The 22103-nt window shown below is 71.5% G+C and carries 17 protein-coding genes; 8 read left to right on the top strand and 9 right to left on the bottom strand.

The window, feature by feature from the left end; translation table 11 throughout:
• The first annotated feature begins 135 nt into the window (after positions 1-135).
• Positions 136-465, top strand: a complete 330-nt coding sequence (locus AB0N90_RS09545) for a DUF6343 family protein (protein WP_361670780.1) — start codon at positions 136-138, stop codon at positions 463-465.
• Positions 466-492: 27 nt separating this feature from the next.
• Here the strand turns inward: AB0N90_RS09545 and AB0N90_RS09540 are convergent, their stop codons facing one another.
• From AB0N90_RS09540 to AB0N90_RS09530, 3 genes are all read right to left on the bottom strand, one after another.
• Positions 493-873, bottom strand: a complete 381-nt coding sequence (locus AB0N90_RS09540; protein ID WP_365194404.1) for a tetratricopeptide repeat protein — start codon at positions 871-873, stop codon at positions 493-495.
• Positions 874-922: 49 nt separating this feature from the next.
• Positions 923-1549, bottom strand: a complete 627-nt coding sequence (gene coaE / locus AB0N90_RS09535) for a dephospho-CoA kinase (RefSeq protein WP_365194403.1) — start codon at positions 1547-1549, stop codon at positions 923-925.
• An 81-nt stretch (positions 1550-1630) separates the two neighbouring features.
• Positions 1631-2569, bottom strand: coding sequence for a PAC2 family protein (locus AB0N90_RS09530; protein WP_037653234.1), 939 nt, complete (start codon positions 2567-2569; stop codon positions 1631-1633).
• A 219-nt stretch (positions 2570-2788) separates the two neighbouring features.
• Here AB0N90_RS09530 and AB0N90_RS09525 point away from each other — a divergent pair, with 219 nt between their 5' ends.
• Positions 2789-3751, top strand: coding sequence for a right-handed parallel beta-helix repeat-containing protein (locus tag AB0N90_RS09525; protein WP_365194401.1), 963 nt, complete (start codon positions 2789-2791; stop codon positions 3749-3751).
• A gap of 143 nt (positions 3752-3894) precedes the next feature.
• On the opposite strand, the gene rpsA is transcribed toward AB0N90_RS09525, so the two are convergent.
• Positions 3895-5388, bottom strand: a complete 1494-nt coding sequence (gene rpsA, locus AB0N90_RS09520) for a 30S ribosomal protein S1 (protein ID WP_085564219.1) — start codon at positions 5386-5388, stop codon at positions 3895-3897.
• Positions 5389-5626: 238 nt separating this feature from the next.
• Between rpsA and AB0N90_RS09515 the strand changes: the two genes are divergently transcribed.
• Positions 5627-6598, top strand: coding sequence for a class I SAM-dependent methyltransferase (locus tag AB0N90_RS09515; protein ID WP_365194399.1), 972 nt, complete (start codon positions 5627-5629; stop codon positions 6596-6598).
• A 56-nt stretch (positions 6599-6654) separates the two neighbouring features.
• Positions 6655-9216, top strand: a complete 2562-nt coding sequence (gene hrpB, locus AB0N90_RS09510; protein ID WP_365194397.1) for an ATP-dependent helicase HrpB — start codon at positions 6655-6657, stop codon at positions 9214-9216.
• Here the strand turns inward: hrpB and AB0N90_RS09505 are convergent.
• The 5 genes from AB0N90_RS09505 to polA all read right to left on the bottom strand — a co-directional run bounded on the left by AB0N90_RS09505 (position 9206) and on the right by polA (position 15959).
• Positions 9206-10198, bottom strand: coding sequence for a DUF3068 domain-containing protein (locus tag AB0N90_RS09505; RefSeq protein ID WP_365194395.1), 993 nt, complete (start codon positions 10196-10198; stop codon positions 9206-9208). The two genes, hrpB and AB0N90_RS09505, sit on opposite strands and share 11 nt — an antisense overlap.
• Before the next feature lie 22 nt (positions 10199-10220).
• A complete protein-coding gene (locus tag AB0N90_RS09500) occupies positions 10221-10355 on the bottom strand; it encodes an SPW_0924 family protein (protein WP_106979860.1) in 135 nt (44 codons plus the stop codon).
• A gap of 163 nt (positions 10356-10518) precedes the next feature.
• The gene (locus AB0N90_RS09495; protein ID WP_365194392.1) at positions 10519-12297 is read right to left on the bottom strand and encodes a lytic transglycosylase domain-containing protein; all 1779 of its coding nucleotides are present in this window, start codon (positions 12295-12297) and stop codon (positions 10519-10521) included.
• Between the two features lie 305 nt (positions 12298-12602).
• Positions 12603-13007: a hypothetical protein gene (locus AB0N90_RS09490; RefSeq protein WP_365194390.1), complete on the bottom strand. Its 405-nt coding sequence runs from the start codon at positions 13005-13007 to the stop codon at positions 12603-12605.
• A 225-nt stretch (positions 13008-13232) separates the two neighbouring features.
• A complete protein-coding gene (polA, locus tag AB0N90_RS09485; RefSeq protein ID WP_365194387.1) occupies positions 13233-15959 on the bottom strand; it encodes a DNA polymerase I in 2727 nt (908 codons plus the stop codon).
• A 458-nt stretch (positions 15960-16417) separates the two neighbouring features.
• Between polA and AB0N90_RS09480 the strand changes: the two genes are divergently transcribed.
• The 4 genes from AB0N90_RS09480 (at position 16418) to AB0N90_RS09465 (ending at position 22103) form a co-directional block, all read left to right on the top strand.
• Complete coding sequence (locus AB0N90_RS09480; protein WP_365194385.1) at positions 16418-18721, top strand: FdhF/YdeP family oxidoreductase; 2304 nt, start codon at positions 16418-16420, stop codon at positions 18719-18721.
• 46 nt (positions 18722-18767) lie between these two features.
• Complete coding sequence (locus AB0N90_RS09475) at positions 18768-19256, top strand: hotdog fold thioesterase (RefSeq protein WP_037653226.1); 489 nt, start codon at positions 18768-18770, stop codon at positions 19254-19256.
• Between the two features lie 600 nt (positions 19257-19856).
• On the top strand, positions 19857-21065 hold the full coding sequence (locus AB0N90_RS09470) for a branched-chain amino acid ABC transporter substrate-binding protein (RefSeq protein WP_086809864.1): 1209 nt from the start codon (positions 19857-19859) through the stop codon (positions 21063-21065).
• Between the two features lie 108 nt (positions 21066-21173).
• Positions 21174-22103 carry a branched-chain amino acid ABC transporter permease gene (locus AB0N90_RS09465; RefSeq protein ID WP_361670804.1) on the top strand — a complete coding sequence of 310 codons (930 nt, stop codon included), beginning with the start codon at positions 21174-21176 and terminating at the stop codon, positions 22101-22103.

The following is a 22103-nucleotide window of genomic DNA, read 5'->3' as shown; positions in this document are numbered from 1 at the left end:
GCGAGACCCGGCGGCGCGGAAACCCGGCCGAGGCGCCGAGGCGCGCCCTCCCCGCCGCCTCCGGCCGCCGCCCGCTCACCGCTGGGTGCACCCCACCGCCCCGGAGAGTACGTTGCAAGAAGGAGTGGTGATCCGATGCGTACGGGCAGTGAACCGGCGACCGCGCGCAGTGCTCTGCGGGCGCGGTTGTGGCTGAGCGTGTGGGGGCTGGTCTGGGCGGTCTTCGGCACGGCGGTGTTCGCGCTCGTCGGACGCCCCGGCTGGGCGGCCGCCTGCGGGGTGCTGCTGCTGATCGTCACCGTCGACCTCGCCGTGATCGTCCGGCATCTCCGGCAGGGTCCGCACTACCAGCCGGGCCGGGATGTGCCGCCGTACCGGCCGCCGGACGACGATGGGCCCCGCTACCCGCGGATGCCGCAGCGCGGCCCCTCCTACCCCAGGCCGCCGCGCCACCGGCACCCCTGACGGACGTCCGCCGTCACCAGCACGGCATCAGCCGTCGAAACGGGCCGCCTTCAGGTACTCCGGGTTCGGGTCCAGCGCCGCGGCCAGCCGGAAGTGGCGCTTGGCCTGGTCGGCGCGGCCCTGGCGCTCATAGGTGCGGGCCAGCGCGAAGTGCGCGAACGCGTTGTCCGGCTCACGCTCCAGGACGATGGTGAACTCCAGCTCGGCGGGCCGCAGTTGCGCGGCGGCGAAGAAGGCACGCGCGCGCAGCAGCCGGGCCGCGGTGTTCTCGGGATGCGCGGCGATGACTCCGTCGAGCAGCTTCACCGCGCCCCGCGGATCCCGCGCGCGGAGCAGCTGCTCGGCGGCACGGAAATCGATGACATGCGTCTCCGGAGTGGGTCCGGGGGAACCGCTGGTCTCGGGCACGGCAGAGTCCTTCCCTTGTTCCCGAGGTTCAACGCCCCTGCCCGGTCCGCTATTCCGCGGGCCGGTCCCCGGTGGAGCGTGCGTGGGCCCGGTGCACCAGGTCGTCCCAGACCGCGTCGACCCGCTTGCGCAGCGCGTCCAGGGGCACGTCGTTGTCGATCACGATGTCCGCGATCGCGTGCCGCTGCTCGCGGGTGGCCTGGGCGGCCATGCGGGCGCGGGCGTCCTCCTCGGTCATTCCGCGCAGCCGTATCAACCGGTCGAGCTGGGTCTCGGGGCTCGCGTCCACGACGATCACGAGGTCGTAGAACGGCGCCAGGGCGTTCTCGGTGAGCAGGGGTACGTCGTGGATCACCACGGCGTCGGGGGCCGCGGCCTCCTCCAGCTCACGGGAGCGGGCGCCGACCAGGGGATGCACGATCGAGTTGAGGACCGCGAGTCTGTCCTGGTCTGCGAAGACGATCGAGCCGAGGCGGGGCCGGTCCAGGCTGCCGTCCTCGGTGAGGACGTCCGGGCCGAACGCCTCGACCACGGCGGCGAGGCCGGGCGTGCCGGGGGCCACCACCTCCCGTGCGATGCGGTCCGCATCGATCAGCACGGCTCCATGCTCCACGAGCAGCCGGGACACCTCGCTCTTGCCGGCGCCGATCCCGCCGGTCAGGCCAACTTTCAGCATGAGCGGAAGCTTAGGCCCTGCCACCGACAGTGGCAGGACCGGAGGCCGGACAGCGGCGGAAGCCCAGGCGGGCTCGGGCGCTCAGGCCTCTCCCTCGCGTTCCGCGAGGAATCTCTCGAACTCGCGCCCGATCTCGTCGGCGGACGGGATCTCCACCGGTTCGGCGAGCATGTTGCCCCGGGTCTCGGCGCCGGCCGCCGCGTCGTACTGGTGCTCAAGACCCTGGACGAGGGCGGTCAGCTCCTCGTCGCCCTCCTGGATCTGCCGGTCGATCTCGGTCTGGGTGCGCCGCGCGTCCGTGCGCAGGGAGTGCGCGATGCCGGGCAGGACCAGGCCGGTGGCGGCGGTGATGGCCTCCAGGACGGTCAGCGCGGCGTCCGGGTACGGGGAGCGGGCGACGTAGTGCGGGACATGCGCGGCGACGCCCAGGACGTCGTGACCGGCCTGCATCAGCCGGTACTCCACCAGCTGCTCCACGCTGCCGGGCACCTGGGCCTCCTCGAAGGGGCTGGTGTGGCCGGGGACCAGGTCGGTGCGGTTGCCGTGCGGGGTGAGGCCCACGGGGCGGGTGTGCGGGACGCCCATGGGCAGGCCGCTGAAGTTCACGGCCAGGCGGACGCCGAGCCGGTCGGCGATCTGTCGTACCGCCGTCGAGAAGCGCTCCCACTCCACGTCCGGCTCGGGCCCGGACAGCAGCAGGAAGGGGGCGCCGGTGGTGTCCTGGACGAGGTGGACCTCGATGGCCGGGGTCTCGTAGTCGGTCCAGCGGTCGCGCTTGAAGGTGAGCAGAGGCCGGCGGGCCCGGTAGTCCACGAGCCGGTCGTGGTCGAACCGGGCGACGACCTGGTGGGGCAGCGAGTCGAGCATCCGGTCGACGATGAGGTCACCGGTCTCGCCCGCGTCGATGTATCCGTCGAAGTGGTAGAGCATGACAAGGCCGGCCGATTCCTGGGCGAGCGCCATGTCGACCACGGCGAGGCCCTTCGGCTCCCATGCGTACAAACCCTGCGGATCAAGCACTGTGACCGCTCCTCCTCCTGTTCCTCCGCTACAACGCGCCCTGGAACGGGGGCATTCCCGCGACACGCCGCTGATCAGCGATCTCTCGCAGGCCGTCTTGACGCTCCGTCACCTGGTCCGTACCTTCACGGTGCACTGTTCACCATGACGGCCGCGATTCACGTATGAGATCGCCCGGTTTCACGTAAGAGCTCGCCCCTGGGACAGGAAGGCACCCCCATGCGCATATCCATGCCGCTCACCTCCCTGCTCGCCGCGGCCGCCGTCACCGGTGGTCTGCTGCTCACCGGCCCGGCTCCGGCCATGGCCGCCTCGACGGTCGAGGTGACGACCGCGGCCCAGCTGAAGACCGCGCTCGCGAACGCCCGGCCCGGCGCCACGATCCATCTGGCGGACGGCACCTACAAGGGCAACTTCAACGCGACCGCGCCGGCCATGGCGTCCGCCCGGATCACCCTCACCGGCTCCGCCGGGGCCGTCCTCACCACGAGCGGCGGCTACGGGCTCCATCTGAACGGCGCCTCCTACTGGACGGTCAGCGGGCTGACCGTGACCGGGGGCCAGAAGGGCATCATGATCGACGCGTCCCAGGGCGTGATCGTGGACGGCGTCACGGTGCACGGCCTGGCCATGGAGGGCGTGCACTTCCGCGACTCCAGCACGGACGGCGTGATCAGGAACTCGAGGATCTACGACACCGGGAACGACGGCGGCGGCATGGGCGAGGGCGTCTACGTCGGCACGGCCAACACGCTGTCCGACAACAGCGACCGCGTCCAGATCCTCGACAACACCATCGGCCCTGACGTGGGCGGCGAGAACGTCGACGTCAAGGAGGGCACGACCGGCACCCGGATCATCGGCAACACCTTCGACGGCAGCGGCCTGACCGGCGCGAACTACGACGACTCCTGGGTCGATGTGAAGGGCGATGACGTCCTGGTCCAGAACAACACCGGCACCCGCACCAGCAACGACGGCTACCAGACCCACAGCCAGCAACCCGGCTGGGGCTGCGGCACGGTCTTCAAGGACAACCACTCGACCCTGACCGGCGCCACGGGCCCCACCCAGCTGGCCATCAACGTCACCAACTACAGCGCTGACTGCAAGACGACGGTCTACACCTCGAACACGGTGACGGGCGGCAAGGGCCTCACCAACATCCAGGTGGCCGGCTGAAGGGGCGCGGGGAACTGCGCGACCAGCCACGACGGACCCGCACCCGAGATACGACCGCAAGAACGCCCGAAAAACCCTGAGGGGCCCCACCCCGAAAGGTGGAGCCCCTCAGCAGCTACCTGCCAAGCCTCAGCGGCCTGCGATCAGCTCTGGCCGCCGGCCAGCTTCTCGCGCAGCGCAGCCAGGGCCTCGTCCGACGCCAGGGCGCCAGAGGTGTCCGCACCCTCGGAGGAGTACGAGCCACCGCCGGTCGCGGCCGGAGCCGCAGCCTCGCCGCCCTCGGCCGCGGCAGCGGCGTCGGCCTCGCGGGACTTGATGACCTGCTGCTGGTGCTGCTCGAAGCGGGACTGCGCCTCGGCGTACTGGCGCTCCCACTCCTCGCGCTGCTTCTCGTAGCCCTCGAGCCAGTCGTTGGTCTCGGGGTCGAAGCCCTCGGGGTAGATGTAGTTGCCCTGGTCGTCGTAGGACGCGGCCATGCCGTACAGGGTCGGGTCGAACTCGACGGCCGACGGGTCGGCGCCGAAGGACTCGTTGGCCTGCTTCAGCGAGAGGCTGATGCGACGACGCTCAAGGTCGATGTCGATGACCTTGACGAAGATCTCGTCGTTGACCTGGACGACCTGCTCCGGGATCTCCACGTGGCGCTCGGCCAGCTCGGAGATGTGGACCAGACCCTCGATGCCCTCGTCCACGCGGACGAACGCACCGAACGGAACCAGCTTCGTGACCTTGCCGGGCACGACCTGGCCGATCTGGTGGGTGCGGGCGAACTGCTGCCACGGGTCTTCCTGGGTCGCCTTCAGCGACAGGGAGACGCGCTCGCGGTCCATGTCCACGTCGAGGACCTCGACGGTGACTTCCTGGCCGACCTCGACAACCTCGGAGGGGTGGTCGATGTGCTTCCAGGACAGCTCGGAGACGTGGACCAGACCGTCGACGCCACCCAGGTCCACGAAGGCACCGAAGTTGACGATCGAGGAGACCACGCCGGAGCGGACCTGACCCTTCTGGAGGGTCGTGAGGAACGTCTGGCGGACCTCGGACTGGGTCTGCTCCAGCCAGGCACGGCGGGACAGGACCACGTTGTTGCGGTTCTTGTCCAGCTCGATGATCTTGGCCTCGAGCTCCTTGCCGACGTACGGCTGGAGGTCGCGGACACGGCGCATCTCGACCAGGGAGGCCGGCAGGAAGCCACGGAGGCCGATGTCGAGGATGAGACCACCCTTGACGACCTCGATGACGGTACCGGTGACGATGCCGTCCTCTTCCTTGATCTTCTCGATGGTGCCCCAGGCACGCTCGTACTGGGCGCGCTTCTTCGAGAGGATCAGGCGGCCTTCCTTGTCCTCCTTCTGGAGGACAAGGGCCTCGATCTCGTCGCCGACGGCCACGACCTCGTTCGGGTCGACGTCGTGCTTGATCGAGAGCTCGCGGCTCGGGATGACACCTTCGGTCTTGTAACCGATGTCGAGCAGGACCTCGTCCCGGTCGACCTTCACGATGACGCCGTCGACGATGTCGCCGTCGTTGAAGTACTTGATCGTCTCGTCGATCGCGGCGAGGAAGGCTTCCTCGTTACCGATGTCGTTGACCGCTACCTGCGGGGTGGTGGCGGTGGTCTCGGTGCTGCTCGTCATGTGGGAAAGGGCTCCGGTACGGACATTGAAGTCGTAGGTACTGCTTACGCCGGGAGCCTGTTTCGCTCTGCAGAAGCCGGACAGCCAAGGAAGCGCCACCTTTTCAGGACACCGGGTGCCCGGTGGCGCCTCGAAAACCGAGGGGACATACATACAGATGCGAGCGCAGCCTGCTACGTCTGAGGCGCGCAGGCCCGCAGCGCAACTTGTAGCATACGGGGGCAGCCGGAAAGGGTCAATGCGCGAAGGCGCACACCCGGGGCGGATCGCCGTATACCCGGCACAAAATGTCCCACAAGACCGCGCGGCAGGGCCGTGCGACCCCGTCCACGGCGTACCGCCGTCCGGTGGGTCGGGACGGAAGATTACGACGAGGGAGCCGATCATCCAAGAGTCCGAACGGCCCGAGCCCGAGGGGTTCGAGCCCGAAGCCACCCGCCGTGCCGCCGATGTCACGGAGAGCAGCCGGGCCAACCGGGGCTGGTGGGACCGCAACGCGGACGAGTACCAGGTCGAGCACGGCACGTTCCTCGGCGACGACCGCTTCGTGTGGGGCCCGGAGGGTCTGGACGAGGTGGAGGCCGAGCTGCTCGGCCCGCCGGAGGAGCTGAAGGGCAAGGAGGTCCTGGAGATCGGCGCGGGCGCGGCGCAGTGCGCGCGCTGGCTGGCCGCCCAGGGCGCCCGTCCGGTGGCCCTGGATCTCTCGCACCGCCAGCTCCAGCACGCGCTGCGCATCGGCGGATCGTTTCCGCTGGTGTGCGCGGACGCGGGCGCGCTGCCCTTCGCGGACGGCTCCTTCGACCTGGCCTGCTCGGCGTACGGCGCGCTGCCGTTCGTCGCGGATCCGCGCCTGGTGCTGAGCGAGGTGCGGCGGGTGCTGCGGCCCGGCGGCCGGTTCGTCTTCTCGGTGACCCATCCGATCCGCTGGGCGTTCCCGGACGAGCCGGGTCCCGAGGGCCTGTCGGTGTCCGCCTCGTACTTCGACCGCACGCCCTATGTGGAGCAGGACGAGCGGGGCGGGGCGGTCTACGTGGAGCACCACAGGACGCTGGGCGACCGGGTCCGCGACATCGTGGCCACCGGGTTCCGCCTGGTGGACCTGGTGGAGCCGGAGTGGCCGGTCTGGAACAGCTCGGAGTGGGGCGGCTGGTCCCCGCTGCGGGGCGGTCTGATCCCGGGTACCGCCGTCTTCGTGTGCGAGCGGGACTGAAACCTCCCCGATCGGGGACGCGGGGGCGGGTTCGGCCGTCGTACGACACTTGAGACGTGATCCGTTACGACGCCCTGGACGCGCTGCCCGTGCGCGCCGCCCTGCCCGCCCTGACCGACGCGCTCGCGGCCGACGGCGCCGCCGTCCTGGTGGCGCCGCCCGGTACCGGCAAGACGACCCTGGTGCCGCTGGTGCTGGCGGGGCTGGTCGGGGACGGGCCCGCGCGGCGGGTCGTGGTGGCCGAGCCGCGGCGGATCGCGGCGCGTGCGGCGGCGCGCCGGATGGCGTGGCTGCTGGGCGAGCGGCCCGGCGAGAGCGTGGGCTTCACGGTGCGCGGCGAGCGGGCCGTGGGGCGGCGTACGCGGGTGGAGGTCGTGACCACGGGTGTGCTGCTCCAGCGGCTCCAGCGCGATCAGGAGCTGGCCGGAGTGGACGTCGTGGTGCTCGACGAGTGCCACGAGCGGCATCTGGACGCCGACACGGTGGCGGCCTTCCTGTGGGACGTGCGGCAGGCGCTGCGGCCGGAGCTGCGGCTGGTGGCCGCGTCGGCGACCACGGACGCGCAGGGGTGGGCGCGGCTGCTGGGCGGGGCGCCGGTGGTCGAGGCGGCGGGGACCGCGCATCCCGTGGAGGTGGTGTGGGCGCCTCCGGCGCGTCCGGTGCGGCCGCCGCACGGGATGCGGGTGGACCCCGTACTGCTGGCGCATGTGGCGTCGGTGGTGCGGCGGGCGCTGGCCGAGCGGGACGGTGACGTGCTGTGTTTTCTGCCCGGGGTCGGCGAGATCGCGCGGGTGGCCGCGCAGTTGGATGCGCCGGCCGGAATCGAGGTGCTCCAGGTGCACGGGCGGGCGCCCGCGGCCGTGCAGGAGGCGGTGCTGTCTGTCGGGGAGCGGCGGCGGGTGGTGCTGACGACATCGGTCGCGGAGTCCTCGCTGACGGTGCCCGGGGTGCGGGTGGTGGTGGACTCGGGGCTGGCCCGGGAGCCCCGGGTGGATCATGCGCGGGGGCTCAGCGGGCTGACGACTGTACGGGCGTCGCGGGCGGCGGGGCGGCAGCGGGCGGGGCGGGCCGGGCGGGAGGCGCCTGGTGCGGTGTACCGGTGCTGGGCGGAGGCCGAGGACGGCCGTCTGCCGGCGTTCCCGGCGCCGGAGATCAAGGTGGCCGACCTGACGTCGTTCGCGCTCCAGACGGCCTGCTGGGGCGATCCGGACGCCTCGGGTCTTGCGCTGCTGGATCCGCCGCCGGGCGGTGCGATGGCGGCGGCGCGTGCCGCGCTGGTGGCGGTGGGCGCGGTGGACTCCGCGGGGCGGGCGACGGAACGCGGCGTACGGCTCTCCCGGCTCGGGCTGCACCCGCGGCTGGGGCGGGCCCTGCTGGACACGTCCGGGGCGGGGGCGGAGGTGGTCGCGCTGCTCTCGGAGGAGGTGCCGTGGGAGTACGGCGACGATCTCGCCGGCGCTTTGCGCTCCGCCCGGCGCGGGGGTGACGGCTACGCGGGGCGGTGGGCGGCGGAGGTACGGCGGCTGCGGTCCGTCGCGGCGGAGTTCTCCGGTCCGCCCGGCCGGGAGAGCGGGCCCCGGGTGAGCCCTGGGCCGGGCACCGGGATCCGGGGCCCCGCGCAGCCGATCCCGCCGGCCGGTGCCGGTGCGGACGGCCTCGTCGGGCTGGTCGCCGCGCTCGCTTTCCCCGAGCGGGTCGGGAAGTCGGACGGCGGGTCGTACCTCATGGTGTCCGGGACGCGGGCCGAGGTGGTGGAGGGGTCGGCGTTGCGGGGGGCGCCGTGGGTCGTCGTGGCCGTGGCCGACCGGCCGGGCGGGAAGGGGCATGCCCGGGTGCGGCTCGGGGCCGCGGTGTCGGAGGAGGTGGCGCGGGCGGCGGCGGGCGCGGCGCTGGACGAGCGGGACGAGGTGCGCTGGGCGGACGGCGATGTCGTGGCCCGGCACATCGAGCGGCTCGGGGCCGTCGAGCTGGCGGTGCGGCCCTTGAAGGACGCCGCGCCTGAGCTGGTGCGCGCGGCGCTGCTCGAAGGGTTGCGGCAGGAGGGGCCCGCGCTGCTGCGATGGACGCCGGACGCTCAGGTGCTGCGGCTGCGGCTGGCGTTTCTGCGTGCCCGGCTCGGGGAGCCGTGGCCGGATGTGTCGGACGAGGCGCTGCACGCGGGTGCGGAGCGGTGGCTGGAGCCGGAGCTGGGCCGGGCCCGGCGGCGGGCGGATCTCGCCCGGATCGACGCCGGGCAGGCGCTGGCGCGGCTGTTGCCCTGGGCGAGCGGGGAGGCCGTGCGCCTGGACGAGCTGGCGCCCGAGCGGATGACCGTGCCGAGCGGGTCCAGGATCCGGATCGACTACCGGGATCCGGAGCGGCCGGTGCTCGCGGTGAAGCTCCAGGAGATGTTCGGGCTGCGCGAGACGCCGTCGGTGGCGGGTGTGCCGCTGCTCGTGCATCTGCTTTCCCCCGCCGGGCGGCCCGCCGCGGTGACGGCCGATCTGGCGTCGTTCTGGCGGGACGGCTACCGGGCCGTGCGGGCCGAGCTGCGCGGCCGTTATCCGAAGCACCCGTGGCCGGAGGACCCGGCGGCGGCCGAGCCCACCCGGCACACCAACGCACGGCTCAGGCGCTGACCGGCCGCGGTTCCGCCGCCCGGGCGGGCGTTGGGTCCCCGGGGCGGCGGGCGCGGGCCTCCAGGACGAGGGAGAGGGCGAGCAGGAGCAGGCCGAGGGCCAGGGAGCCCCAGGGGACGTAGGAGGTGAGTGCGAGGACGAGGGTGCGGTTGTGCTTGACGAGGGCGACCGTGTGCTCGACGTAGTCCTCGCGCATCTTCACGTCCCCGGCGAACGCGGTGACCTTGGCGCGTCCGCCGAGCAGGGTGCCGCCGCGCAGTTCCTCTTGGTGGATCTCCTCGCCGTAAACCGGTGCGCCGGTGACCGGTTCGACCCAGAAGCGGCGCACGGTGGTGTACCAGCGGGTGGTGCCGGTCTTGGCGACGGTCTGCGGGGTGATGCCCTTGACCGGCATGGACTTCGGCAGGGGGACCTTGGTCCAGGGGACGGTCTGTTCGAAGTAGTAGACCTTCAGGCCGTGGAACTCGCGGGTGCCCTTGTAGTGGATGGGGCTGGTGGTGCGGGTCTGCGCGTCGAAGTACTCGTAGTCGCGTTTCTGGGTCAGGAAGGGCCACTTGAACTCGATGCCGGTCCGCTGGACCGGGTCGCCGTCGACCATCTCGCCGGTGGCGTGGACGGGGGCCTGGCTGTGGGCGTCGAAGATGTAGCGCTCGGGGACCTCGGAGACCATCTTGCCGTCGGGGCCCTGGACGTAGGACAGGGCGTTCCAGACGACGACCGGCCGGTGTGCGCTCTTCTCGATCTTCTCGGCGGCCGTCACATCGCCCTTGAGGGTCTGCACGATGGTGACCTGGGGGACCTTTTTCGCGCGCATGGTGCCGTAGTCGAGGAGGGTGGCGTTCTTGGCCTCCAGGACGACGTCCTGGTACTGGTTCGCGGGGATCCGGGCGAGGCGCGGAAAGGCATACCAGCGTGTCAGTGGCGACAGTGCCGCGCAGAAGACGGCACAGGCGAGCAGGATCAGGCTTGCCTTGCGGCGCATCGCGGCCTCCCTCCCGGGCGGGTTACGGATGTGCGGGGACCGTGGTCAGCAGCGGTTTCGGTGAGGTGCGGCCGGACGGCGCGCCGAGGGCGGCGATCGTGAGGACCAGGGCGAAGGCGAGGGCGAGGCCGGTCGCGGCGGCGATCAGGGCGCGCATGCGGGGCCTCCCGGTGGCCGGTCGGTGTCCTGGCGGTTCCTGATGCGTCGTCAGGTCCGGGCACCGTAGCAACGGGCGGGCGAGATGAGAACAGCGGTGCGCCCACGAACGGCGGCGCCCTCCCGGCCGGAAGCGGGGAGGGCGCCGTGGCGGTCCGGTCGGCTCAGGAGGTCGCCGACGCGCTCGGGGACGGGGACGGGCTCGCCGTGGCGGTGCCGTCGGCGGCCACCGTCAGCTGGACGGTGAGGGTGCCGCCGCCGGGGGTGGTGACGCGCAGCAGGAACGTGCCGGTGGTGTCGTCCGCGTACAGCTTCGGCAGCGTCAACAGGCCCTTGGCGTCCGTCTTCAGACCGGTGAGGGTGCGTACGGCCTTGCCGGTGGTGGCGTCCTTGAAGTAGGGGCCCTTGTCGTTCTCGGTGGCGTCGGTGGCGGACTTGATCAGGGTGGCGGTGGCCGCGACCTTGTCCGCGACGGCGCCCTTGTACGTCGCCTTCAGCTGGACCTGGTCGGCGAACGCGCCGCCGGGGGTGCAGGTCAGCGGGGTGTCGCCGTCGGTGGTGGCGGTCAGGGTGTCGGCGGGGCGTTCGGTGACGGTCGCCTGGTAGTCGACGCCCTTGAGCGAGCGGCCCACGACGGTGGCGGTGACCTTGAAGTCGCCGGTCTTCTCGCCCGCCTGGAGCGCGGGGGCCTTCGCGACGCCCTTGCTGTCGGTGGCGACCGTGGCCACGTCCTCGCCGCCGGTGAAGGTGGCGTCGGTGTCCCCGGAGATGGTGAACCGGATCCTGACCTTGGCCACGGCTGCGCCCGCCTTGGTCTCGGCGCGGGTGCTGATCGTCCCGGTGAAGGCGTCCCCGGCGGTCGCGGTGAGCTCGGCGGTGGCGGTGCCCGCGTTCTCCAGGTGGTCCACCGTGTCGGTGGGGGTGGGCGTGGTCGGGTCGGGCGTTCCGGGCGGCCGCGGGGCCGGGTCGCCGCCGTCCTGGCCGCCGCCGGGCTTCGACGGCGTCGGCGAGGGGCTCGGGTCGCCGCCCTGGTCCTTCGAACCCGGCTTGCCCTGGTGCGGGTTCGCGGGCTCGGCGGGGGTGGACGGCGTCGTGCGCGGGGTGCCGTCGTCGCTGCGGTGGCCGGGCGCCGCGCCGGTGCCGTCGGGCACGGAGTAGGTGCCCTTGCTGTAGTACTCCATCCAGGACAGGACGGTGTTCAGGTAGTCCTGCGAGTTGTTGTAGCCGAGGATCGCGCCGTGCAGGTCGGCCGCCTGGGACAGGTCCCGGTCGCCGCGGCACAGGTAGTGGCCGGCGGCGAGGGCGGCGTCGTAGATGTTGTTGGGGTCCTTCTTGCCGTCGCCGTTGCCGTCGCGGCCGGCCCAGGCCCAGGTGGACGGGATGAACTGCATGGGCCCGACGGCCTGGTCGTACTGGGCGTTGCCGTCGTACGCGCCGTGGTCGGTGTCCTTGATGAGCGCGAAGCCGTTGCCGTCGAGGACCGGGCCGAGGATCGGCCGCAGGGTGGTGCCGGAGGCGTCGACCTCGCCGCCGCGGGCCTGGCCGGACTCCACCTTGCCGATGGCGGCGAGGAGTTGCCAGGGCAGGTTGCAGCCGGGCTTGGAGGTGCGCAGCTCCGCCTCGGCCTTCTTGTAGGCGTCGAGGACCGTGGCCGGTATGCCGGCCTCGGCGGCGCCCTGGGCGACGGGGGTGCCGGCGCTCGGCGAGGGGCTCGGGTTGGGACTGTTCAGGGGCGGCAGGTCCGTGTAGTACGGCGAGTTGCCCGTGGCGTCGTCGCCGGTGGGGTCCGGTACGGGAGCGGACGCACCGGCGGTCGCCTGTCTGCCGTGGTCGTCGCCGGTCGCTCCCGGAGCCTGGGACGCGGAGAGAGCCGCGACCGCTGCCGCGGCCACGGCGGTGGTCGCCGCCCCCTTGCGCAGCCGCCTGCCGAAATGCGCCGCCATAGAGTGAACCCCTCCCAAGGACGTCGTGCGTCCGTATCCACGTATGTGTGTCCCGCCCTGGTCTGACGTACGACCCGGCGTTCCGGTTGCCCCTGTGCCGCCCTTTCACCTGTGTGACGTCGTCCGGCCCGTGCGCCCGGCACGGCGCCGCAGGCGACCCTACGACAACTTGCTTTGCCGGGGCACCCGTTCATGCCCGATTTTCACCGGTTGGCCACCTGTCGTTGAGGTGGGCGCGCCCGACGGTCCGCCAGGGCGGTGACAATGGCCCGCTCTTGAGTTGGAGGGAGGGGGGAGGCCCGGCCCTAGAAGGCGGTGCGCGGTCCGGGGTCGCGGGGATCGTGGCGGGCCGGGCGTTCGGCGAGGGGGGCGACGAAGACCGTGAGGGTGGGGCGGGGGCGGGATCTCGGGATCAGGGTGAGCGTGAGCGCGAGATAGCCGCGGGCCAGATCGGCCCACTGGCGCCAGTCGGGGGCACGGCCCGCGCGGGCGGCGGCCCCGGTCCGGGCGGTGCGGTCCTTGAGGCTGCGCCGGACGTTCCTGGCGGCCCTGCGGACGGTCGTGGCCGGGTCGGCGGGGATGCGGGCGGTGCTTGCGTCGGCCGCGAGGGCCGGGACCGGCGAGGCGGGCAGTGCCTGCGCCGAGGCGGTGTCCGCCCAGACCCGGGTCACTGCCTCGGGCGTCCGGCGGTGAAGCATGCGTATACCCATGCCCGCAGTGTTGCGGCTGCGGAGGGTGCGGGGCGTTTTGACGGGGGCCACGTGAGTGACGGTCCCGCCGGGGGTTGAGCCGTCTTTGTGGTACCCGATCGGAATGGGGGATTCCGGCTTGCGCGGGCCGCGGGGTGCCGTACTCCGACGGAATACGGCACCCCCTCACCGGTACGGCCCGGGTGCCGCCCGGATGCGGCGGCTCCCACGGCGCTGCGGCGCGGGCTAGTGCGCGGCCGACTCCCAGTCCGGACCGACGCCGACCGAGACGTCCAGGGGAGCCCGGAGGGTCACGGCGCCGGACATCTCCTGGCGGACGAGCTCCTCGACGCGGGCGCGTTCGCCGGGGGCGATCTCCAGGACGATTTCGTCGTGGACCTGGAGCAGCATCCGGGACTTCAGGTCCGCGCCCCGCAGGGCGGTGTCCACCTTGAGCATGGCGATCTTGACGATGTCCGCCGCCGTGCCCTGGATCGGCGCGTTCAGGGCCATCCGCTCGGCGGCCTCGCGGCGCTGGCGGTTGTCGCTGTTGAGGTCGGGCAGATAGCGGCGGCGCCCGAAGACGGTCGCCGTGTAGCCCGTGGCCCGGGCCTCGTCCACGGCGCGGCGCAGGTAGTCGCGGACTCCGCCGAAGCGCTCGAAGTACGCGTCCATCAGGGCACGGGACTCCCCCGCCTCGATGTTCAGCTGCTGGGAGAGGCCGAACGCGGACAGGCCGTACGCCAGGCCGTACGACATCGCCTTGATCTTGCGGCGCATCTCCGCGTCCACCGCGGCCGGCTCGACGCCGAAGACCTGGGAGGCGGCCGTGGTGTGCAGGTCCTCGCCGGAGGTGAACGCCCTGATCAGGCCCTCGTCCTCGGAGAGGTGGGCCATCACGCGCAGCTCGATCTGGCTGTAGTCGGCGGTCATCAGGGACTCGAAGCCCTCGCCGACGACGAAGCCGCGGCGGATCGCCCGGCCCTCGTCGGTGCGGACCGGGATGTTCTGGAGGTTCGGGTCCGTGGAGGACAGCCGGCCGGTCGCGGCCACCGTCTGGTTGAAGGTGGTGTGGATACGGCCGTCGCCCGCGATGGTCTTGATCAGGCCCTCGACGGTGACCCGGAGCTTGGCCTGCTCGCGGTGGCGGAGCATGATCACCGGCAGCTCGTTGTCCGTCTGGGTGGCGAGCCAGGCCAGGGCGTCGGCGTCCGTGGTGTAGCCGGTCTTGGTCTTCTTGGTCCTGGGCAGGGCCAGCTCGTTGAAGAGGACCTCCTGGAGCTGCTTGGGCGAGCCCAGGTTGAACTCGTGGCCCGCGGCCGCGTGCGCCTCCTTCACGGCCTGCTGCACGGCGCCCGCGAACATCTGCTCCATCGCGTCGAGGTGCGCGCGGTCCGCGGCGATGCCGTGCCGCTCCATGCGGGCGAGCAGGGCGGAGGTGGGCAGCTCCATGTCGCGCAGCAGATCGGCGGCGCCGACCTCCTCCAGGCGGCCCTCGAACGCCTCGCCGAGGTCCAGGACGGCACGGGCCTGGACCATCAGGGCCTCGGCCTCGGCGGCCTCGTCCGTGCCGAAGGCCAGCTGGCCGTCGGCCGCGGCGGCGGGGGCCAGCTCGCGGTGCAGGTACTCCAGGGACAGCGCGTCCAGGTCGAAGGAGCGCCGGCCGGGCTTGACCAGGTAGGCGGCGAGCGCGGTGTCCATGCGCACGCCCTCGATGCTCCAGCCGTGCTCGGCGAAGACGCGCATGGCGCCCTTGGCGTTGTGGAACACCTTGGGGCGCTCGGCGTCCGCCAGCCAGGCCGCGAACGCGTTCTCGTCGGCCTCGTCCAGCTCCGCGGGGTCGAACCAGGCGGCCGCTCCCCCGGCCGCCGCCAGCGCGACCTCGGCGACCGAGCCGGCGCCCAGCGCCCAGGTGTCGACGGTGGCGACGCCCAGGGGCTGGGTGCCGTGCTCGGCGAGCCAGGGGGTCAGCTCGCCGGTGCGCAGGACGGTGCCGTCGACCTCGACGCCCTCGGTGGCGACCGGGGTGGTGTCGGCCTCCTCGGATCCGGGGTCGACGGCGAAAAGGCGCTCGCGCAGGGACGGGTTGCGGATCTCCAGGGTGTCCAGGACCAGCGCGACGCCCTTGCGGTCGTACGGCGCGCGCTCCAGGTCGGTGACCGCCTTCGGCAGCTCGACCTGGCGCTCCAGCTCGGTGAGGACGCGGTTGAGCTTGACCGACTCCAGGTGGTCGCGGAGGTTCTGGCCCGCCTTGCCCTTGACCTCCTCGACGCGCTCGACCAGCTCGGCGAAGGAGCCGAACTGGTTGATCCACTTCGCGGCGGTCTTCTCGCCGACGCCGGGGATGCCGGGGAGGTTGTCGGACGGGTCGCCGCGCAGGGCGGCGAAGTCCGGGTACTGGGCGGGCGTCAAGCCGTACTTCTCCAGAACCTTCTCCGGGGTGAACCGGGTCAGCTCGGAGACGCCCTTGGTCGGGTAGAGCACGGTGGTGTGCTCGCTGACCAGCTGGAAGGAGTCGCGGTCGCCGGTGACGATCAGTACGTCGAAACCCTCGGCCTCGGCCTGGGTGGCGAGGGTGGCGATGATGTCGTCGGCCTCGAAGCCGTCGACGGCGAAGCGCGGCGCGTGCATCGCGTCCAGGAGCTCGCCGATCAGCTCGACCTGGCCCTTGAACTCGTCGGGGCTCTTGGAGCGGTTCGCCTTGTACTCGGTGAAGCGCTCGGAGCGCCAGGTCTTGCGGGAGACGTCGAAGGCCACGGCGAAGTGGGTGGGCGCCTCGTCACGCAGGGTGTTGGCCAGCATCGACGCGAAACCGTAGATCGCGTTCGTCGGCTGGCCCGTCGCGGTGGTGAAGTTCTCCGCGGGCAGCGCGAAGAACGCGCGGTAGGCCAGCGAGTGCCCGTCCATGAGCATCAGCCGGGGACGGGAGCCGCCGGGGGTCTTGTCGGTCTTCTTCGATGCTGTCTCTGCCACGCCACCGATCCTGCCACGCCCCACTGACACTCCGGACCGCGTGTGCCTCCGGCGGCCGGGCGGACGGCGCAGGGCGGACCCGGTTCGGCGCCACCGGGCCAGGCCCGAGGGGGCCTGCGGCGGGGCGAGCCGCCACGGACCCCGGGGCGGCTCACGGGGCGGCACCGCGAGGCGATCGCGTACGACGACGGCGGCCGCCCGGCGACCGAACCGGGCGCCTCGGGGCGGTCCCGTATCGCCGGGAGGGCGGTAACGGGAGGGGGCGGTAAGCGGCGCCGGCGCTCGGGGACACGCCCGGCCTCGCAGACGCGCCCCAGCCCTCTCGTCGCCCCCTCGTCGCGCCCTGTCGCCCCCGCCTCGCCCCTTCCTCGCCCCCTGGAGCCGCCCATTCCCCCTGTCAGTGCCCCATGGGAGGATCGGCCCCGTACGTGGTACACGCAGTCGAAGAGGAGCGTGCGATGGCGACGAAGCCGCCCAAGGGTGATCCGGTGCAGGACGCGCCGCAGGTCGCGGAGCCGAAGCACGCGGCGGCGGGGCTGCCGGCCATCGGGCACACCTTGCGGATCGCCCAGCAGCAGATGGGGGTCAGGCGCACCGCGCTGACGCTGCTGCGGGTGAACCAGAAGGACGGCTTCGACTGCCCGGGCTGCGCCTGGCCGGAGCCGGAGCACCGGCACACCGCGGAGTTCTGCGAGAACGGCGCGAAGGCGGTGGCCGAGGAGGCCACCCTGCGCCGGGTCACTCCGGAGTTCTTCGCCGCGCACCCCGTCGCCGACCTGGCGACCAGGAGCGGGTACTGGCTGGGCCAGCAGGGGCGGCTCACCCACCCCATGTACCTCCCCGAAGGGGCGGCGCACTACGAGCCGGTCACCTGGGAGCGCGCCTTCGGCATCATCGCCGAGGAGATCGCCGCCCTCGCCTCCCCGGACGAGGCCGTCTTCTACACCTCGGGCCGCACCAGCAACGAGGCGGCGTTCCTGTACCAGCTCTTCGCGCGCGAGCTGGGCACGAACAACCTGCCAGACTGCTCGAACATGTGCCACGAGTCGTCGGGCTCGGCGCTCACGGAGACCATCGGCATCGGCAAGGGCAGCGTTCTCCTGGAGGACCTGTACCAGGCCGATCTGATCATCGTGGCGGGCCAGAACCCGGGCACCAACCACCCCCGGATGCTGTCCGCGCTGGAGAAGGCCAAGGCGAACGGCGCGAAGGTGATCAGCGTCAACCCGCTGCCCGAGGCGGGCCTGGAGCGGTTCAAGAACCCGCAGACCCCGCAGGGCATGCTCAAGGGCGCCGCGCTCACCGATCTGTTCCTCCAGATCCGCATCGGCGGCGACCAGGCGCTCTTCCGGCTCCTCAACAAGCTGATCCTGAAGGCGGACGGCGCGGTCGACGAGGAGTTCGTGCGCGAACACACGCATGGATTCGAGGAGTTCGCCAAGGCGGCGGAGTCCGCCGACTGGGACGAGACGCTGGCCGCGACCGGTCTGAGCCGCGCGGAGATCGAGCAGGCGCTGGAACTGGTGCTCGCCTCCGAGCGGACCATCGTGTGCTGGGCGATGGGTCTGACCCAGCACAAGCACTCCGTGCCGACGATCCGCGAGGTCGTCAACTTCCTGCTGCTACGCGGCAACATCGGCCGGCCGGGTGCGGGCGTGTGCCCGGTGCGCGGTCATTCGAACGTGCAGGGCGACCGCACGATGGGCATCTTCGAGCGGCCCGCGCCCGCCTTCCTGGACGCCCTGGAGCGGGAGTTCGGGTTCGCGCCGCCCCGGGAGCACGGCTTCGACGTCGTACGGGCGATCCGCGCGCTGCGCGACGGCGAGGCGAAGGTGTTCTTCGCCATGGGCGGCAACTTCGTCTCCGCGTCCCCGGACACCGAGGTGACCGAGGCGGCGATGCGGCGGGCGCGGCTGACGGTGCATGTGTCGACCAAACTGAACCGCTCGCACACGGTCACCGGCGCGCGGGCGCTGATCCTGCCCACCCTGGGCCGTACCGAGCGCGACGAGCAGGCGAGCGGCGAGCAGTTCGTGACCGTCGAGGACTCCATGGGCATGGTGCACGCCTCGCGCGGCCGGCTGGCGCCCGCGAGCGCGCGGCTGCTGTCCGAGCCTGCGATCGTGTGCCGGATGGCGCGCGCCGTGCTCGGGGAGCGCAGCGTGGTGCCGTGGGAGGAATTCGAGAAGGACTACGCGGCCGTGCGCGACCGGATCGCGCGGGTGGTCCCGGGGTTCGAGGACTTCAACGCGCGGGTCTCCCGGCCCGGCGGTTTCGCGCTGCCGCACGCGCCGCGCGACGAGCGCCGCTTCCCGACCGCCACCGGCAAGGCGAACTTCACCGCGGCACCGGTGGAGTACCCCGAACTGCCCGAGGGCCGGCTGCTGTTGCAGACGCTGCGCTCTCACGACCAGTACAACACCACGATCTACGGCCTGGACGACCGCTACCGGGGCATCACGGGCGGCCGCCGGGTGGTGCTGGTGAACGCCGAGGACGCGCGTTCGCTCGGGTTCGCCGAGGGGACGTACGTGGATCTGGTGAGCGAGTGGCGGGACGGCGTGGAGCGGCGGGCGCCCGGCTTCCGGGTGGTGCTCTACCCGACGGCCCGGGGCTGCGCGGCGGCGTACTACCCGGAGACCAATGTGCTGGTGCCGCTGGACGCGACCGCCGACACCAGCAACACCCCGGCCAGCAAGTCGGTGGTCGTACGCCTGGAGGCGCACGTGGAAGGCCGTCTGGAACAATCGGCGACCGACTGAGCGTTCGCTCAGGTTAAGACAGGTGTACGACGAACGGAGCCGGCTCATGGGCGAGCAGCAGCAGGTGCAGTTCCCGCAGGAGGTCATCGAGGAGTACGCGGCGCTCGGCGTGGACCTGCCCGCACTCTTCTCGGCCGGTGACCTCGGCATGCGGATGGGCGTGCAGATCCTGGAGGCGTCCGCCGAGAAGGTCGTCGGCACGATGCCGGTGGAGGGCAACACCCAGCCGTACGGACTGCTGCACGGCGGCGCCTCGGCGGTGCTCGCGGAGACGCTGGGCTCGATCGGCGCGATGCTGCACGGCGGCAGCACCAAGGTCGCGGTCGGCGTGGACCTCAACTGCACGCATCACCGCGGGATCCGCTCGGGTCTGGTGACCGGTGTGGCCACGCCCGTGCACCGGGGCCGTTCGACGGCGACGTACGAGGTCGTCATCAGCGACGAGCAGGGCCGCCGGGTGTGCAGCGCGCGGCTGACCTGCATGCTCCGTGACCTCGGCGCACGGAACGGCGAGCAGGCGCCCGCAGCCGTCTGACGTTCCCTCACCAAAAGGCCCGGTCCACTCCCCAAAAGGGGTGCGACCGGGCCTTTTTGTCACCGATGCGGCGTCATCCCGCATATGGCGAAGTGGAATTCCCTCGTCCGGCCGGAACGACCCCTTGACGCCCACCGGGGCCGGGGTGCGGATATCGGCATCCGGCCGCCCGAAATTGCTGCATACCGCACCTTTCTTTTTCGGCGTAACGCTGCGTAACGTGCGCGCAATAAGCACCCCTTGGCTCCCCCGCGGGGGCGCGCCCCTGGGTGATCTTCCCCGGGCGCCCCGGGGGCACCAGGCGCACCGGCCCGCGACCTCGGCCCGAGGGCCAACCGGAAGTGCGCATTCTCAAAATGTGGACCGTGAGGAAATTCCGCCAAATCGGCCGAGAGTATCCCTGGCGGAACTTTCCCGTCCACGCCGTCATAACAAGAAAGTCACAAGGACGCCTACGGCGCTGCCCAGGTCTCCATAGCGGGCTTAGAGTCACGGCCAGTCACCGCTCCAACGGGAGTTCGGTACCAACGCGGCTCTACGCCGTCCCGTTCCAGGGACCGCTCATGCCTGCGGAAAGGATCGATTGTGCGACAGCGTTCTCTGGTGATTCTTACCTCCGTTCTGACGACCGGAGCTCTGACTCTCACCGCCTGCGGCTCCCGCAACAATGACAGCAAGGGCGGCGACAGCGGCAACGTGACGGTCACCATCGGCGTGGACGCGCCGCTGACCGGCCAGAACTCCGCGACCGGCCTCGGCATCCAGTACGGCGCGCAGATAGCGGTCGACGACGCGAACAAGAACAAGACGGTCCCGGGCGTGACCTTCAAGGTCAAGGCGCTGGACGACAAGGCGATCCCGGCCACCGGCCAGCAGAACGCCACCCAGCTGGTCGCCGAGAAGGACGTCCTCGGTGTGGTCGGCCCGCTCAACTCGGGCGTGGCTACCCAGATGCAGCAGGTCCTGAACACCGCCAACCTGGTGGAGATCTCCCCGTCGAACACCGCCCCGGAGCTGACCCAGGGCAAGGACTGGCAGACCAAGAAGGTCCGCCCGTTCAAGAACTACTTCCGCACCGCGACCACGGACGCCCTCCAGGGCGCCTTCGCGGCGGACTACGCCTACAACGGTCTGCACAAGAAGAAGGCGTTCGTCGTCGACGACAAGCAGACCTACGGCGCCGGCCTCTCCAAGATCTTCAAGGAGCAGTTCGCCAAGCAGGGCGGCAAGGTCATCGGCACCGACCACGTCAGCGTGGGCGACCGCGACTTCTCCACCCTCGTCACCAAGATCAAGAACTCGGGCGCCGACATCCTGTACTACGGCGGCCAGTACGACGAGTCCCAGGTGCTGACCAAGCAGCTCAAGGACGCCGGCGCCAACATCCCGCTGTTCGGCGGCGACGGCATGTTCACCCCGACCTACATCAAGACCGCCGGCAAGGCCGCCGAGGGCGACCTCGCGACCTCCATCGGCGTCCCGGTCGACACCCTGCCCGCCGCCAAGGACTTCGTGGCCACCTACAAGGCCAAGAAGTACCCCGGTGACTACGGCACCTACGGCTCGTACTCCTACGACGCCACCACCGCGATCATCAAGGCCGTCGGCCAGGTCATCAAGGACGGCAAGCTCCCCGACGACGCCCGCGCCCAGGTCGTCGACGCCGTGCAGCACAACTCCTTCGACGGCATCTCCGGCAAGATCTCGTTCGACGAGTTCGGTGACACCACGAACAAGCAGCTGACCGTCTACCAGGTCGTCAACGGTGCGTGGAAGTCCGTCAAGAGCGGCGTCGCCAACCCCAAGTAGCCCGCGGCACCCATCGCGACTCCAGGGCCGCGCGGCACCGACCACCGTCACCGCGCGGCCCGCCCTCTACCGCCCCCTTGACTCTCCCCACCACATGGAGGCCATGCGGTGAACACCCTGCCGCAGCAGCTGGCCAACGGGCTGTTCCTCGGCTCGATGTACGGTCTGATCGCCATCGGATACACGATGGTGTACGGCATCGTCCAGCTCATCAACTTCGCTCACGGCGAGATCTTCATGACGGGAGGCTTCGGCGCCCTCACGGTGTATCTCGTCCTGCCGGACGGCATATCCATGTGGATAGCCCTGCCGGCGATGCTCGTCGGCGGCGCCCTGGTCGCCGTACTCATCGCCGTCGGCGCCGAACGCTTCGCCTACCGGCCGCTACGCGGCGCGCCACGCCTGGCGCCGCTCATCACGGCCATCGGTCTCTCGCTCGCGCTCCAGCAGCTCGTCTTCAACCTGTACCCGAACGCCAAGGCCGCCCGGGTCTTCCCGCAGCTGCCCTTCGGGCCCTACCACCTGGGCTCGGTCACCGTGCAGAGCGGCGACCTCTTCCTGATCATCGCCGCCCCGGTGTGCATGGCGATCCTCGCCTTCTTCGTACGGCTCTCGCGCACCGGCCGCGCCATGCAGGCCACCGCGCAGGACCCGGACACCGCCCAGCTGATGGGCATCGACACCAACCGCATCATCGTGGTCGCGTTCGCCATCGGCGGCCTGTTCGCGGCGGTCGCGGGCACCGCGTACGGCCTCAAGTACGGCTCGGTCTCCTACGACATGGGCTTCCTCGCCGGCCTCAAGGCCTTCACCGCGGCCGTCCTCGGCGGCATCGGCAACATCTACGGCGCCATGCTCGGCGGACTCGTCCTCGGCATCGCCGAGGCCATGGCCACCGCCTACATCGCGGACATCCCCGGCATGCACCAGCTCGGCGGCCAGGGCTGGGCGCCGGTCTGGGCCTTCGTCCTCCTCATCCTCGTACTCCTCTTCAGACCACAAGGTCTGCTCGGCGAACGCGTCGCGGACAGGGCGTGA

The organism is Streptomyces sp. NPDC093018 (assembly GCF_040684035.1).
In the GTDB taxonomy this organism is placed as follows: Bacteria; Actinomycetota; Actinomycetes; order Streptomycetales; family Streptomycetaceae; genus Streptomyces; species Streptomyces murinus.
Note: the sequence above shows the minus strand (reverse complement) of the source record. Positions and strands in the feature narration are given on the sequence as shown.

Excerpts from the sequence above, each read along its gene's own strand:
- AB0N90_RS09505 (WP_365194395.1), bottom strand. The coding sequence starts at position 10,198 with ATGCGCCGCAAGGCAAGCCTGATCCTGCTCGCCTGTGCCGTCTTCTGC.
- AB0N90_RS09515 (WP_365194399.1), top strand. The coding sequence starts at position 5,627 with ATGCGCGAAGGCGCACACCCGGGGCGGATCGCCGTATACCCGGCACAA.
- AB0N90_RS09480 (WP_365194385.1), top strand. The coding sequence starts at position 16,418 with ATGGCGACGAAGCCGCCCAAGGGTGATCCGGTGCAGGACGCGCCGCAG.
- AB0N90_RS09475 (WP_037653226.1), top strand. The coding sequence starts at position 18,768 with ATGGGCGAGCAGCAGCAGGTGCAGTTCCCGCAGGAGGTCATCGAGGAG.
- AB0N90_RS09490 (WP_365194390.1), bottom strand. The coding sequence starts at position 13,007 with ATGGGTATACGCATGCTTCACCGCCGGACGCCCGAGGCAGTGACCCGG.
- AB0N90_RS09545 (WP_361670780.1), top strand. The coding sequence starts at position 136 with ATGCGTACGGGCAGTGAACCGGCGACCGCGCGCAGTGCTCTGCGGGCG.
- coaE (WP_365194403.1), bottom strand. The coding sequence starts at position 1,549 with ATGCTGAAAGTTGGCCTGACCGGCGGGATCGGCGCCGGCAAGAGCGAG.
- AB0N90_RS09525 (WP_365194401.1), top strand. The coding sequence starts at position 2,789 with ATGCGCATATCCATGCCGCTCACCTCCCTGCTCGCCGCGGCCGCCGTC.
- rpsA (WP_085564219.1), bottom strand. The coding sequence starts at position 5,388 with ATGACGAGCAGCACCGAGACCACCGCCACCACCCCGCAGGTAGCGGTC.
- AB0N90_RS09500 (WP_106979860.1), bottom strand. The coding sequence starts at position 10,355 with ATGCGCGCCCTGATCGCCGCCGCGACCGGCCTCGCCCTCGCCTTCGCC.
- AB0N90_RS09495 (WP_365194392.1), bottom strand. The coding sequence starts at position 12,297 with ATGGCGGCGCATTTCGGCAGGCGGCTGCGCAAGGGGGCGGCGACCACC.